The sequence below is a fragment of the Psychrobacter pulmonis genome (assembly GCF_904846465.1).
In the GTDB taxonomy this organism is placed as follows: Bacteria; Pseudomonadota; Gammaproteobacteria; order Pseudomonadales; family Moraxellaceae; genus Psychrobacter; species Psychrobacter faecalis.
In genome coordinates this window covers 187,958-202,372 of record NZ_CAJHAT010000003.1, presented here as the reverse complement: position 1 = coordinate 202,372, position 14,415 = coordinate 187,958, and the positions used below count along the sequence as shown (strand labels likewise).

The 14,415-nt window shown below is 42.3% G+C and carries 14 protein-coding genes; 8 read left to right on the top strand and 6 right to left on the bottom strand.

The annotated features are described in order from the left end of the window. Nucleotides 1-135: 135 nt before the first annotated feature. Nucleotides 136-471, bottom strand: a complete 336-nt coding sequence (locus tag JMX70_RS07190; RefSeq protein WP_201590850.1) for a hypothetical protein — start codon at nucleotides 469-471, stop codon at nucleotides 136-138. 251 nt (nucleotides 472-722) lie between these two features. Here JMX70_RS07190 and JMX70_RS07185 point away from each other — a divergent pair, with 251 nt between their 5' ends. Next, nucleotides 723-1,343 carry a class I SAM-dependent methyltransferase gene (locus JMX70_RS07185; RefSeq protein WP_201590848.1) on the top strand — a complete coding sequence of 207 codons (621 nt, stop codon included), beginning with the start codon at nucleotides 723-725 and terminating at the stop codon, nucleotides 1,341-1,343. 61 nt (nucleotides 1,344-1,404) lie between these two features. On the opposite strand, the gene JMX70_RS07180 is transcribed toward JMX70_RS07185, so the two are convergent. Further along, nucleotides 1,405-2,262 carry an AraC family transcriptional regulator gene (locus JMX70_RS07180; RefSeq protein WP_201590845.1) on the bottom strand — a complete coding sequence of 286 codons (858 nt, stop codon included), beginning with the start codon at nucleotides 2,260-2,262 and terminating at the stop codon, nucleotides 1,405-1,407. A gap of 181 nt (nucleotides 2,263-2,443) precedes the next feature. On the opposite strand from JMX70_RS07180, the gene JMX70_RS07175 reads away from it, so the two are divergent. From JMX70_RS07175 to JMX70_RS07160, 4 genes are all read left to right on the top strand, one after another. After that, a complete protein-coding gene (locus JMX70_RS07175) occupies nucleotides 2,444-2,857 on the top strand; it encodes an organic hydroperoxide resistance protein (RefSeq protein ID WP_201590842.1) in 414 nt (137 codons plus the stop codon). Between the two features lie 413 nt (nucleotides 2,858-3,270). Next, entirely contained in the window at nucleotides 3,271-3,918 is a 648-nt protein-coding gene (locus JMX70_RS07170) for a hypothetical protein (RefSeq protein ID WP_225211551.1), read from the top strand. Between the two features lie 129 nt (nucleotides 3,919-4,047). Continuing rightward, complete coding sequence (locus tag JMX70_RS07165) at nucleotides 4,048-5,622, top strand: Dyp-type peroxidase (protein WP_201590840.1); 1,575 nt, start codon at nucleotides 4,048-4,050, stop codon at nucleotides 5,620-5,622. 59 nt (nucleotides 5,623-5,681) lie between these two features. Beyond that, nucleotides 5,682-6,830 (top strand): catalase family protein, encoded by a 1,149-nt coding sequence (locus tag JMX70_RS07160; RefSeq protein ID WP_201590838.1) that lies wholly within the window; start codon nucleotides 5,682-5,684, stop codon nucleotides 6,828-6,830. Nucleotides 6,831-7,002: 172 nt separating this feature from the next. On the opposite strand, the gene JMX70_RS07155 is transcribed toward JMX70_RS07160, so the two are convergent. The 4 genes from JMX70_RS07155 to pnuC form a co-directional block, all read right to left on the bottom strand. Then, the gene (locus JMX70_RS07155; RefSeq protein ID WP_102077060.1) at nucleotides 7,003-7,374 is read right to left on the bottom strand and encodes an MliC family protein; all 372 of its coding nucleotides are present in this window, start codon (nucleotides 7,372-7,374) and stop codon (nucleotides 7,003-7,005) included. A 180-nt stretch (nucleotides 7,375-7,554) separates the two neighbouring features. Continuing rightward, a complete protein-coding gene (locus tag JMX70_RS07150; protein WP_201590836.1) occupies nucleotides 7,555-8,466 on the bottom strand; it encodes a DMT family transporter in 912 nt (303 codons plus the stop codon). Between the two features lie 94 nt (nucleotides 8,467-8,560). Then, entirely contained in the window at nucleotides 8,561-9,148 is a 588-nt protein-coding gene (locus tag JMX70_RS07145; protein ID WP_201590834.1) for an AAA family ATPase, read from the bottom strand. Beyond that, the gene (gene pnuC / locus JMX70_RS07140) at nucleotides 9,099-9,860 is read right to left on the bottom strand and encodes a nicotinamide riboside transporter PnuC (RefSeq protein WP_201590832.1); all 762 of its coding nucleotides are present in this window, start codon (nucleotides 9,858-9,860) and stop codon (nucleotides 9,099-9,101) included. The genes JMX70_RS07145 and pnuC overlap by 50 nt, the downstream gene beginning before the upstream one ends. A gap of 290 nt (nucleotides 9,861-10,150) precedes the next feature. On the opposite strand from pnuC, the gene JMX70_RS07135 reads away from it, so the two are divergent. The 3 genes from JMX70_RS07135 (at nucleotide 10,151) to lysS (ending at nucleotide 14,317) form a co-directional block, all read left to right on the top strand. After that, nucleotides 10,151-11,296 (top strand): beta-ketoacyl-ACP synthase III, encoded by a 1,146-nt coding sequence (locus tag JMX70_RS07135; RefSeq protein WP_191689894.1) that lies wholly within the window; start codon nucleotides 10,151-10,153, stop codon nucleotides 11,294-11,296. A gap of 241 nt (nucleotides 11,297-11,537) precedes the next feature. Further along, a complete protein-coding gene (gene prfA / locus JMX70_RS07130; protein ID WP_144296200.1) occupies nucleotides 11,538-12,629 on the top strand; it encodes a peptide chain release factor 1 in 1,092 nt (363 codons plus the stop codon). 149 nt (nucleotides 12,630-12,778) lie between these two features. Further along, complete coding sequence (gene lysS / locus JMX70_RS07125) at nucleotides 12,779-14,317, top strand: lysine--tRNA ligase (RefSeq protein ID WP_201590830.1); 1,539 nt, start codon at nucleotides 12,779-12,781, stop codon at nucleotides 14,315-14,317. Nucleotides 14,318-14,415 lie beyond the last annotated feature (98 nt).

Below are 14,415 nucleotides of genomic sequence, written 5' to 3'. Positions count from 1 at the left end.
TTCGACTGGTATAAATTTTCCTTGCTTGCTGTTATCACAGAGGCTACGAAAAATTCATCCCAGTCGCACTGTATCGATTTTAGAGTAATTCTACTATAGTTAGTTTAAAGTACTTAATAAGCGCCAAAATTTGCTTTAGGGTTTTGCTCTTATGTTTTCTGTCACCACGCCCATCGCATAAAACAGCAAGGCAATAAGGGTCATGGCGACGATAAACGGCGTTAAAACCCAAATTACAATGTTAATGAGTAATGATGATAATAGACCATTAAAGATAATGCTGTGCGGCGCGATAAAATCGGTGATGACATCGACTGCGCGTTTGGCAATCGGGAAAAGTAGGGTGCTGACAGCCAGAATATAGAGATATTTGGCGAAGTCAGGATTGCTTGAGAGGGCGATAAAGTAAAAGCCTACATAGTAGCTGATACCTAATGCCCAGCATTTGAGAGTGTAGCTGAAACGAATCATGTGACTTCCTCCCTAAATCTGACGGTGATGTGACCATCCATGGATAACACATCAATACCTAGTATATTCTAATAATTGAATATATTATTATATGTTATATTGCGAATATATGGGTTAAGTCAACTGTTTTTATTATCCTCTTTATTTAACTCAGAGTGTGATAGATGCTAAATTGGTAAATAACGATGTATAAATAAAAAGTAAATAGCCTAAGCAAAAATTAAAAACCAATGTAACAAAAAGGAAAAACCATGTGGAACGAACGCTATAACGAAACAGAGTACATCTTTGGTACAGAGCCCAATGATTTTTTAAAAGAAAATTTTCAAAAAATACCGCTAGGTGGCAGGGTGTTATGTTTGGCTGAAGGCGAAGGCAGAAATGCGGTGTTTTTAGCAGAACAAGGGTACGAAGTGTCCGCCATGGATATGTCTAACGTAGGATTAAATAAAGCTTTAAAGCTGGCGCAAGATAGAGGCGTTGATATCATCACTCAAGTTGCTGATTTAGCTGACTATGAGTTTGGCCAAGCACAGTGGGACAGTATCGTTGCTATCTGGGCGCATCTGCCGCCAGCCATACGCCAGCACGTTCATGGGCAGATTGCACCAGCGCTCAAGCCAGAGGGCGTGTTTATCTTAGAGGCTTATACCGAGCAGCAGCTAAGCATGGACGCTGTCGGCGGACCTCCTGCAACACAAAAAGAGCGCTTTGGTTCGTTAGCAGTTTTGCGTGCTGAGCTGGCAGAGTTAGAAGAAATAACGGGTATCGAAAAGCAGCGCATGATTTCTGAAGGTAAGCGCCATCAAGGTTTGAGTGCGGTGGTACAGTTTATTGCTAAAAAAACAGATGAGCATGAATTTAGGCGCTAATTTATGAACGTGATTGTCAGTTTTGATAATACTTATATTCTTTGATTTTGACTGCTTAATTCTAGACCTGTAATTCAGCACTCGGGCTGATGCCAAATAAGCGTTTATATTCTCGGCTAAATTGGCTCGGGCTTTCATAACCGACTTGCATAGCGATTTGGGCGATTTGAGTGTCATTTGCTTGGATCAGTCGTCTTGCTTCCATCAAACGCAGGCTTTTTTGGTATTGAAGCGGGCTTAACTGAGTAATTTCCTTAAAATGATGATGAAACCCTGAGACACTCATCCCGCAGCGACTGGCCAATTCTTCGATAACTATTGCCTCATTTAAATACGTCTTTATCCAATCGGTGGCTTTGCTAATACGGTGTGTATGGCTGCCATTGATTACCAGTTGGCGCAATTTATTGCCTTGCTCTGCTATAAGCAGGCGATAGTAAATCTCCTGCTGAATTAATGGAGCAAGAAAACCAATATCATTTGGATAATCAAGCAAGTGTATCAGGCGCTCAAACGCCGCCATGATGGTACTGTCCAATTGCCACTTTATTCCTAAATATCCTTCAGTATTAGGCGGTTTCGGCGGTATTTTTGCTAAAACCTCACTAATCATAACAAGGTTTAATTTCATAGACAGCACAATGACCGGACGCTCTACCGTCGCATGCCTTATATGCATGCTTAAAGGGATATTAACGGGGCAAAACATGAGATTACTTTTGTCAAACCTTTGACAGTCGGCACCTAAGTAAATCTCGCGCGCACCTTGTAAAACGATGCAGATACTAGGTTTTTGAATATAGCTGACCGCTTTACTGGGTTTATCAGCACAGTAAAAAAACAAACCTGAAACGGCGGATTCAATGGTTTTGTTTCTAGGTAATAACGATAAGAGTTGCTCAATAGTTGATTGATTCATTAGCTTTTCTTATTTTATACAATTGCTCGATACTATAGAGTTTTGTAGGATTGGGCAAGAGGTTTGGAGCTATGTTCTAACAGATTGTCGCGCCGAGTCTTATACTAGCCTTATTGAGACTGATGCAGCCTCATGATTGATTGAAACAAATTTTGTGTAAGTAAAACATAAGGAATAGATAATGAAAATATTTTATAAAACTCGCGCCACAGCAAGCGGCGGTCGTTCTGGTCACACCGGTCTTGATGATGGTTCGTTAGGTTTTGATTTGGTGTCATTTCAAGAGCAAGATAAAGAAGGTGTCAATCCAGAACAGCTTTTTGCCATGGGTTACGCCGCTTGTTTTGATAGCGCCTTAAATATGACGGCGCAGCACATGAAACTGCCGATCACTGCGTCAAAGACCTCGACCCAAGTTGGTATTGGTATGAAGGCCGATGGCAGCTATAACTTAGATATCGATTTGTACGTTGAGGTGTCTGGTATCGATGAGGTGCAAGCGCAAACCCTTGTTGAGGCGGCTCACCAAGTATGCCCGTACTCCAATGCTACTCGCGGTAATGTGGATGCGCGTTTGCAGGTGACTGTGGTTTAGATATCATTTTATTAAACAATGGCTTTGATAGCTGAGTTAGTAGATACACTAATAACTATAAACAAGTATAAGAATACCGTGATTTTCAATTGCTTGGATATATAACGTATCCAAGCAATTTTTTTATCCAAACAAGATGAAGGCTATTTGTTTAACTCTATAAACGAATAAAGCGCTCTTTGAGCAAAAATGAAAACAATATCAATACTAAAACTTTGTTCGAAATTAAATAATAGTGACGTTTGCTCTCTGTTCTATTTTGTGTGAATAACTTGCTGGGCTTCGAGCTTCTCTTTATGTCTGTTATGGTAAAAACTAATAAGTTGATAGCGAAATGACAGCTTATTTTTATAGAGTATCTTTTTTACAAAGTGCTTTTCAAATAATAACAACATAATAAAAGGGCGAATATTATGAATAATGACACTAAAAACAATAATGCTAAAAACGCTGATGCTAAAAATAACAAAAAGCGCATTATCGATAATTCTGAAGATTTAAAAGCCAAAATCACCGAATCTATTGATGATTTTAAATTGCGCGCTGAGCTTTTGATAGCTAATTTAAAAGAGGGCGGCGATGATGGTTATGACCATTCAACGACCACTGCCGGTGAAAAAGGGCTTAAATCCGGAAAAGTTTCAGAGCTAACAGTGATTGCACCGTTAAAAGAAGGCGGGGCAGAACGGCTAAAAAAAGTCTTAGAGATTGCTGGCGGTAATTTGGCAGGGGCAACGCGGGTTGGTACGCTGCACGACCTGCGTTTTGTGTTTTTAGACAATGATACCAGAGTGTTGTTTTGTACTGCTTATGATGGTGATTGGGACCCTTATATCGACGACTTTGCCACTAAAATTCCTGAACTGATGGATATTTTATTTGGGAGCGTTGAAGGTTGGCCTGGCATTAAAGACCCGAGTGTCAAACAGTTCATTTTAGATCATCAAATCACTGCCGCTGGTTGGTATGTAGGAGTTCCGCATCTGACTATTCAAGATATTCGCCGCCAAGACCGCATTGTTAAAGGCATTAATAAAGCGCTGGATGAAGCACAGTCTTAAAGTTTGTGATAAAACAATAAGATATTACTAATTTATGCCATCCTTTTATATCACCATTTTTAAATGGGCTGGGTGATATAAAAGGTAAGGGCAAAGTAAACTCAGACAATGATAAAAATAGGGTTAACAATGAGTAAAAACACTGGAAATAATAATAAAAATGATAGTACTTCAAAAGACAATCAGCCTTTAACCAGCAAACTGCATGAATTAAAGGATAACTTTGGCAATCGTATCGTAGATAGCAATGTTGAATCGTGGTTAGCAGATATTAAAAAAGAAGTCGGCGACGGTATCGAGACTTTAGCGAATAAAGCACGCGGCGTCTTTAATCCAAATACCGTCACCATGCAGCTAGAAGACATTCAATCCATTATTTTACGCGATCGACCAACGCCTTATTATGGAACAATCGTTGCGCTGAAAATCAATAATGCAGAAGCTGGGCGCCAACTTTTGAAAACCGTTTTACCTGACGTAACTGGCAGTAAGGCGTGGCATAAAGACATGCAAGCGACGCTATCTATTGTCATGACTTATGATGGTTTAGAGGCGCTCGGCGTGCCGCGGTCGTCATTGGATAGCTTTCCAGAATCCTTTAAAGCAGGTATGGCGAAGCGCGCAGAAAAGCTGCGGGATTTCGATATCAATGCCCCAGAAAACTGGGCTGCCCCTTTTGGTGATAAAGGCGATATCCATGTCGGTGCGGCCATTATTGCTGATAGTAAAGAGAAATGGCAAATAAAGCTAAAGGAGCTGCAAGACAATATTCAGTCGTATATCAATGAAGATAATCCCGCCAATGGCGATATTGAAATTCTTATGGAGCATGCTTTCGGTTCAGACAATAATGTCAAAAACGTCTTCGGCTATCGCGATGGTATTAGCAATCCAGAGATTCAAGGCAGTGGTATACAAACGCCGCCAAGTCTTGACGGTGAGGCGATAGCAGCAGGCGAGTTCGTATTAGGTTATAAGGGCGAGGCGGGCACGATAGCACCAATGCCGCAGCCAGAAGTCTTGGGCAAAAACGGCTCATTTATGGTATTGCGTGCCTATAACAGTCATGTCGCCGCTTTTAATAAATTTCTAAAAGAAAATACGCAGAGTGACGAAGAAGCTGAGTTGCTGGGCGCAAAAATGTGGGGGCGTTGGCGCTCAGGGGCGCCTGTGGTCTTATCTCCTGAGCACGATGATAAAGCACTGGGCGATGACCCCAACCGCAACGATAACTTTGGCTATAAAGACGATCCTTATGGCAAAAAATGTCCATTTGGTGCCCATGTACGGCGTATGAATCCAAGAGACAGCAAAGACTTTATTTTATCAGACGTACGTATTCACCGTATCGTTAGGCGCAGCGTCGGTTTTGGCGAGGTGTTGCCGCCCGATGTGACTGAGGACGATGGCAAAGAGCGCGGGCTATTTTTTATTGGTATCAATGCTCATGCTATGGAGACTGTTGAATTTTTACAATCGCAATGGATTAATGATGGTAATTTTATGAGCTTAGGAGAAGAAAAAGATCCGATGCTTGGTGTCCATCATGGCGATAAAGACGCCGCTGCTGATACCTTTACCGTACCTGCTGACCCAATTCGTCAGCGCTATCACGGTATCGAAACTTTCAATACCTTGTACGGCGGTGAGTATTTATTTATCCCAAGCTTATCGGCGCTAAAATGGATGAGTGAATTGTCTTAAAAGCTTAAAAATACCGTTTCATTTACAAGAATAACTACTGATAAAAAAGGATTAAAAAAATGCTAAAGAAATTATTCAAACCTAAATATGTACCTTATGACGCAAAATATATTGCGCTGAGCGCAGAAGACGAGCGTAATATTCGCACCATTACCGATGATATCAAAAACTATATCGCTCGAAGTGATAAAGCCAGTAACGTCGATTACCATACGCGCGATGCTCATGCCAAAGGCTACTGCGCCCTTAAAGCCAAGTTTGAGATAGTAGATAATTTGCCTGCTGAATACGCGCAAGGTTTGTATGCCAAAGCAGGTATTCATGATGCCGTCATTCGTTTTTCTAACGGTGCCTCGCGCGTTTCGCCTGATCGTAAGCTTGGCTTAGCGCAAGGTTTGGCGATTAAGATCTTTGACGTAGCGGGTGAAAAACTCGCTCCCGGCGAAGAAGATAGTCCTAACTTTGATTTTAATTTAATCAATCATCCGGTGTTTTTCTGTAATCGAATCGAAGATTATGCGTATATCTCTAAGCTGTTTTTAGAGCTGCCAGAATACGCTGAAAAAGGCGCAAGAGGCAAAGCGCAATTGGCTTTTAATTGGTTGACCAATTACGGCTCAAGATTACCGACCAAAGAGTCTTTTAAAACCTTTAAAGCACTGGGCGGATTTATAACCATTGAGCCAAAAAACACCTTGCTTTATGATTTTCATTCGCAAGGCGTAGTGCGTCATGGCGACTATATGGCAAAGATAAGAGTCACGCCAACCAAAGCCGCGGCTAAAAAAATCACCCGTCGTGAGCTTGATGTAAATGCACGCGAGGAAGCAATTCGCCCGCTGATTATCGATGAAATACGCGAGCATGATTATCAGTTTGACGTCCAGATTCAGCTGTGTCGCAGTCTTAAAAAGCAGCCGATTGAAGAGATCACCACCGAATGGAAAGAGAAGGACGCGCCATTTGTGACGGTAGCGAGACTGACAATTCCTTGTCAAGATGTGCCGGATGACGGTCATTTTGAGATTATGGAAAACTTATCCTTTACACCGTTTCGCTGCCTAGAGGAAAACCGTCCGATTGGCAATTTGCAGCAGTCGCGACTAAAGGCCTATCAAATAGCTTCAGAAACTCGTCATAAGCTAAACGACGTCAAACGCTGCGAACCTAAAAGCTTAAAAGAAACTTTTGATAAGTCATTCTTTTAATTGCTTATAAATGCCTAAATTGGTTTATTAAAGATAAGTTTAAATAAAAAAATAAGGCACAAAAAAGAGCCAGTAGTTTGACTGCTGGCTCTTTTATTTGAATAGGTTTAAGTAAAAATACAGATGTTACTTAAGTCACTGTTTATTAACTACCAGTCATTATTTATGATTATTATAGTTGGCAATTAACTTGGTATTCTTGACCTTTGTCTGTTTTGATGGTCATGATGCCGTAATCTGCTTTAGTGTGCCAATCGTAAGTGGTCTGTGGGTTCACATCGTTGACATAGCGAGCGCCAGAACCTGAAACGGCTTGTTTCATGTTAACTTTAGCGTTGTCTAAGCCAACTTTTGGTAAAGTAACGTTTAGGTTGGCAGCTTCACCGTTTGCAGTATACGCAGCAGTGATTTGACCGTCGTCTTCACAAGTAAATGATTGAGTTACTGGTTGAGTATTGGCTGGTGGCGTTGTGGTGGTCGGCGCGCTGGTCGCACAAGCAGCGAGTAGTACGGCAAAAGGGGCAACAGCGAATAATTTTTTCATAATAGTCCTCAAAAATTAATGTGAATTTTATTGGTTACGCTAAGGCCGTATCATACAATAAAAAATGTAATTTCGTGTTGTGGTTCGTATTTGGGCAAGTAACATCAGCTAGCACTTTTATCACTGCACGCTATGGTCAGCAAAGCTTGGCATATTTCCTTGCACATTATGCGTCTGATGTTAATGGTATGATTTTACTCTCCCTTTATTTAAAATAAAGACCAACACCGCACTTAATATCACTGCGCTTGCGACAATAAAATCTAAAGTCAATTTCTCTGACAAAAATATCATACCGAATAGGGCGGCAAGTACCGGTACACAAAGTTGAACTACTGCTGATTGGGTGGTTTTTAAGAGCGGCATCGCCATATACCAGATACTGTAACCGATGCCAGAAGCGATAGCGCCTGACGCGACTGACAATATGATACCTGTCATGCTGATATCGTTTAAATAACCCATACCTAATAATGCCAATATTGGCACAGCCACTAGGCTTCTTATAAAATTAAAGCCAGTCGTTCTGAGAGGTGAGACGCAGTTTTTACCACGTATGCTATAGATACCCCAAGCGCTACCGCTTATTGCCATTATAAACGCCACAGAAAAGGAAGGCGTGCTAGCTGATGGCAGCATCAAGTATACAAAACCTATCAATGCGATCAAAAGCGCTGTCCACTGCACGCGAGTTAATGGTTCTTTATGATAAATGCCCCAACCAATCATTGTAAGCTGTACGGCGGCAAATAAAATAAGCGCGCCCGTCCCGGTATCAAGCGCTTGATAAGCCACTGAAAAACATAGTGCATATATAACTAAGCAAAGACTACTAAACCAGTCGCCTTTATCTTTTAAGACAGGCTTATCAATACTGCCAGTCTGTTTTGGACCATTTCTTCTTAAACGGTTTCTTCTTAAAAAATACGCTTGCAGCAGCATGATAAGACCAAGGCACGCGGCAGCGCTAAGCAAGCGGATAACGGTAAAATTCCAGGCATCAATTGCGCCGTCTGCCAATGCCATTCTACAAAGCAAAGAGTTGGCGGCAAAGGCTATTAAAGCGATCATCGTAAATAGGGCAGCTTTCAAAAATAATTCCTACAGGTACGATAGGTTTTTGCCTAAGATTTGGGGTTATTTCTCTATTCTTTTTAGCCATTTAGCCATTTAGCCATTTAGCCATTTAGCCATTTAGCCATTTAGTCACTTGCTGCACCCGTTGCACTCTATCGCCACCGATGCGTTGAATATCTTTATTATGCAAAGTTAACTGACTGGCAAAATAAGCACTGATATCTTCACGCTGATGCGGGCTATCACGCAAATCATCGGCGACCCACGGGATATCCACTTCGGTCAAGAGTATTAAATCGTAATGGTGTGTCAATGCCGCTTGGCTAAGCGCCTCAGGGCAGTCACCATAATACCAGTTGGCATACACCATCAGCTCAAATAAATTGGTATCACAAAATAAATAACGGTTGTCATCAGGCAGTTGCGCTGCTTGTTTGGCTAGCTTATTTTCTAAGTCGATTTGACCTTGCGCGATAGGTAGTAAATCATCCCACGTGCAAGTCAGCTGCTCGTTATCCCATTTTACTTGCAGGTAAGTGCGCATATATTCTGGTACCCACGGACTGCCAAAATGCGCAGCCAAATCGCGGCATAATGTGGTTTTTCCAGTGCTTTCTGCCCCTAGTATGGCGACATTGATCACCGATTTAGGCGTATGCTGCGTGAGATTGTACGCGGTAGCGTCGTTGCCATTCATAGTATGCCCAGATTGCGATGAGAGTGAAGACTACGTACTGTAGCGCGGTAAAAGTTAGACCTTTATAAAAATACAGCGGCACGGAAATCGCATCAGCAATAATCCAAAGTAGCCAGTGTTCGATTTTACGCCGCGCCATCAGCCACATTGCCATTAAAAACAACGCGGTGGTCAGCATGTCGGTGTAATCGACCCAGGTAAATAAGTGCAAGCCTAATACCGCGCCATCGAAGCTAAAGTTATTATTGATAACAGGTCTAAAATAATAAATCAAAGCGACAAAGGCGACGGTCGCTGCCGCCAGTACAGTGAGTATAGGGAGATCTTTTTTGTTTAAATGCTCAACGTCAATGGCAGAGTGAGCGTCCGCATTATAGGTGTGTGCATCTTGCTGCTGTCTGGTTGGATTTATATGGTCATGATGCTTTTTGATGTCTGTATTGTGCTTATTTTGCGTCCAATTTATCCATCCATAAATACTCATGATACTGTAGTAGGCGTTGATAAACATATCGCCGAACAGTTGCCACTTCCAAAGTAGATAGACAAAAATAGCGGTGCTGACCAATCCAATAGGAAAAACCAAAATATTGGTTTTGCTGGCAAGTAAGACGCTACTGACCCCAAATATGACCGCAATCAATTCTAAGGCAATAAATAGGATTGAGTAGTCAGCATACTGCCCAAATAACCAGTTTAAGAGTTCCGCCATTGCTATTCCAAAATTAAAAAGTAAAGCGAGAGTTAACAAACAAGTTGCAACCAAATGATGATAATTCACAGCAATTATAGCGCAGCTGTCTACAAATGAAGCCAATCTTTACTTATTCTCATTAAGAAGCGGATTATTTGTAACAAAGTATTAGAAAAATTATATTATTCAGGCATAATAAAGGCACTTATTTTAAGTTTACAGTTATTCACCGAGAATTAGACGACTGTTGTTTTTCTCCACTTTTATGCTTATTGCAAGCACCATCGTAGTAGACAAGGAAGCGTATCATGACGACTTGTATCACAGGCACTGGCCTATATATCCCCCCTTATAGCATTAGTAATGAAGAGTTAGTAGAGTCATTTAACCAGTATGTTGATAATTACAATGCCAAACATGCTGACGCGATTGAAGCTGGCACAGTTACGGCGCTAGAGCACTCATCAGCGGCCTTTATCGAAAAAGTATCGGGCATCAAATCACGTTATGTGATGGAGAAAGACGGTATCTTAGATCCTGAAATTATGGCACCTGTCATTGCCTATCGTAATTTGGGCGAAGAGCTGTCTATCATGGCAGAAATGGGCGCTGCTGCATTGAAAGATGCGCTCGCTGATGCAGGTCTTGAGGCCAATGATTTAGACGGTATTATTCTTGCGTGTTCAAACTTCCAGCGTACTTATCCTGCGGTCTCTATCGAGATTCAAAATGAGATTGGTATGATTGGTGGCTTTGCTTATGATATGAACGTTGCTTGTAGTGCCGCGACTTTTGGTCTATCGCAAGCACATGGTTCTATCGTTTCGGGTCTTGCCAAACGCGTTGCGGTTGTGAACGTTGAGATTACCTCAGCGCATCTAAACTGGCGCAACCGTGACAGCCACTTTATTTTTGGTGACGTTGCAACAGCTTGTATCGTAGAAGAGCTTGATACGCCAAAAGGCTACGAGATTCTAAACGCCAAGTTATTCACTCAGTTTTCGACCAATATCAAAAACGAATACGGCTTTATGGATCGCTCTGAGTTCTTAGCAGCGCAGACTGAGATGTACCCCGATATCAAAGAGCCGGTCACTGACAAACTGTTTTTACAAAACGGTCGTAAAGTATTCCGTGAAGTCTGTCCAAAGGTTTCTGAGATTATTACTGAGCATTTGCATGAAAACAATCTGCAAGCCAGCGATGTCAAAATGATGTGGCTACATCAGGCCAATGCCAATATGCTGGATTTAATCTTGCGTACCGTTATCGGTAAAGAAGCAGATAAAGCGATTGTACCAAGTGTCATTGATGAGTTTGCCAATACCAGTTCAGCAAGTCCAATGATTGTGTTCCATCGTTATAAAGACGCGCTACAATCTGGTGATTTGGGTGTGATTTGCTCATTTGGCGCCGGTTACTCGATTGGCTCGGTACTGGTTCGTAAGGTTTAATAGTTAATAGAAGCTCTGTTTTAACCATAAAAATAGCTAAGAGTATTCTTAGCTATTTTTTTGTGCCGTATTTTGCTTTAACTATAGAATAAGAGAAAAAGTCAGCTCAGATTTGAGTGTAATTAGGCATAAATCGGACAGATTGTGAATATAATGGCAAGATTGCTGAGAGGTTTTAAATTAAGCGCAAAAATTTGCTATAATCACTCTCTTATTTTACTCATTTTAAAAAAGTCCTTTTATGAAAGAATCCTTACGCCTGCGTTTAGACCAGATGGTAGACCGTTATGAAGAGGTCACCGCTTTATTATCCGACCCAAGTGTCATCAGCGATAATAATAAATTCCGTGAATTGTCGGTTGAGCATAGCGACTTGATGGAGATCACGACGTTATGGCAGAACTATGTGCGGGCAGAGACGGATCAAGCGGATGCAGAGACGATGCTAGCGGAATCATCAGACCCTGAAATGAAAGAGATGATGCAGGACGAGATTGACAGTGCGAGTAAGACCATTGCTGAGATGGAAGAAGCGCTTAACGTCATGATGTTGCCAAAAGACCCCAATGATAAAGTGCCAGCGTTTTTGGAAATTCGAGCTGGGACAGGCGGTGATGAAGCAGCGATTTTCTCAGGTGATTTGTTCCGTATGTATCAAAAATATGCCCAAAACCAAGGCTGGACGGTAGAGATTTTATCAGCCAATGAGGGGGAGCATGGTGGTTATAAAGAAATCATTACTCGTGTGTCGGGCAATAGCGTGTATGGTCGTTTAAAGTTTGAGTCGGGCGCGCACCGCGTCCAGCGTGTACCTGAAACCGAGAGCCAAGGTCGTGTCCATACCTCAGCCTGTACGGTTGCAGTTATGCCAGAGGTTGAGATTGATGATAGCGTCGATATCAATCCTGCCGATATTAAAATGGATACCTTTCGTTCAAGCGGCGCCGGTGGTCAGCACGTTAACACCACCGACTCGGCGGTACGTTTGACCCACATTCCAACGGGTACCGTGGTAGAGTGTCAACAAGAACGCAGTCAGCATAAAAACCGTGCCCATGCGATGAAAATGCTGGTGTCCAAAATTCAGCAAGCAAAAGTACAAGCACAAGTCGATGTGGCGGACTCAATACGTCGCGACTTGGTCGGTAGTGGTGATCGCTCAGAGCGTATCCGTACCTATAATTTCCCGCAAGGCCGTATGACCGACCATCGAATCAATTTGACGTTATACAAACTTGATTCGATTATGGAAGGCGACTTAGATGAAATCCTTGATGCGCTGCTGCGTGAACACCAAGCAGACTTGATGGCTAGTATCGGCGGCGGTGATTAAAAGCACAAACTGTCTAAGTTCACTCAGGTGCAAGCCTAAACCCAGAAAGATTTTGCTATTTTTCCATATTAAAAATAAGCTTTATTTGAACGTTTTATTTTAATTTTACTTCGTTTATTCCTTTAATTATCTAATAATTTGAGAGTATTATGTCAAAGCACAACAATCAAAATCCGAATCAAGAGCAAGCCCCAGAAGACGCGAACGAGCTGATTGCTCAACTGCAAACCAAGCTTGATGACATCAAGGCGTCAGGTAAGCAGCCTTATCCGAATACCTTTAAGCGCACGGACTATGCTCAGGATTTACAAACGGCTTTTGATGGTATCTCAAAGCAAGAAATCGAAGATAAAATTGCCAATGGTGAAAAAACTCAAGTAAATGTTGCTGGTCGCGTGATGCTCAATCGCGGCGCGTTTATTGTGATTCAAGATATGACCGGTCGTATTCAGTTATATGTAGCACGCAAACAGCTAGACCCAGAGACACTAGCGACGATCAAATCGCTAGATTTGGGTGATATCGTTGGGGTATCTGGTTATATTGGTCGTTCTGGCAAAGGCGACTTATATGTCCATATCGAAGCGCTGACTCTATTGACCAAAGCGCTACGTCCGATGCCAAATAAGTTCCATGGCTTGGCCGATGTCGAAGCACGCTATCGCAATCGTCATCTTGATTTGATGACCAATGAGACCACGCGCGATACCTTTGTGATTCGCAGTCAGGTTATCAGCGGTATTCGCAAATTTATGCTAAATGAGCGTTTTATGGAAGTTGAAACGCCGATGATGCATCCTATTCCAGGCGGCGCGGTCGCGCGTCCGTTTGTGACCCATCATAATGCTTTAGACATGCCGCTATACTTGCGTATCGCCCCTGAGCTGTATCTAAAACGCCTAGTGGTTGGTGGCTTTGAAAAGGTATTTGAGATTAACCGCAGTTTTCGTAATGAAGGCGTATCTACCCGTCATAATCCTGAATTTACCATGATTGAGTTTTATCAGGCATATGCCGATTATCATGACTTGATGGATTTGACCGAGCGATTGTTCAATGAGTTGGCGATGGATATTTTGGGCACCACGGAGCTGACTTATCAAGGCGAGGCGATTAGCTTAAAAGCCCCATTTATCCGCTTGTCGATGTCTGATGCCATCGCTAAATATGCCGAAAACTTCGATATATCGCGTATCAACGACCGTGAGTATCTTGCAGAATATGCTTCAACGACGCTTAAACAACAAGTCAAAGATGTCTTTGGCGTGGGTAAATTGCAGACCATTATCTTTGAAGAAACCGCTGAGCATCAGTTACGTCAGCCGACTTTTATCACCGAATACCCAGCTGAAACTTCACCGCTGGCACGCCGTAGCGATGACAATCCTGACATTACCGATCGCTTTGAGCTATTTATCGGTGGTCGTGAACTGGCAAATGGCTTTAGTGAGCTCAATGACCCTGCCGATCAAGCTGAGCGTTTCCATGGCCAAGTCGCTGAAAAAGACGCTGGCGATGATGAAGCGATGCATTTTGATGAAGAATATATCGAAGCCTTGTCTTATGGTTTACCGCCGACTGCAGGTGAGGGTATCGGTATCGATCGTTTAGTGATGCTATTTACTGACTCGGCCAGTATTCGCGATGTAATTTTATTCCCACATATGCGCCGCAAGTTCGAAAGCTAGACTGCTTTACTTGCCATAAATCGACGCTGGGACTAAACTGAACATAAGAAGGTTTTTTGTACTTTTAACGGAATGGTCTCAAGTGTTTTATGAGACCT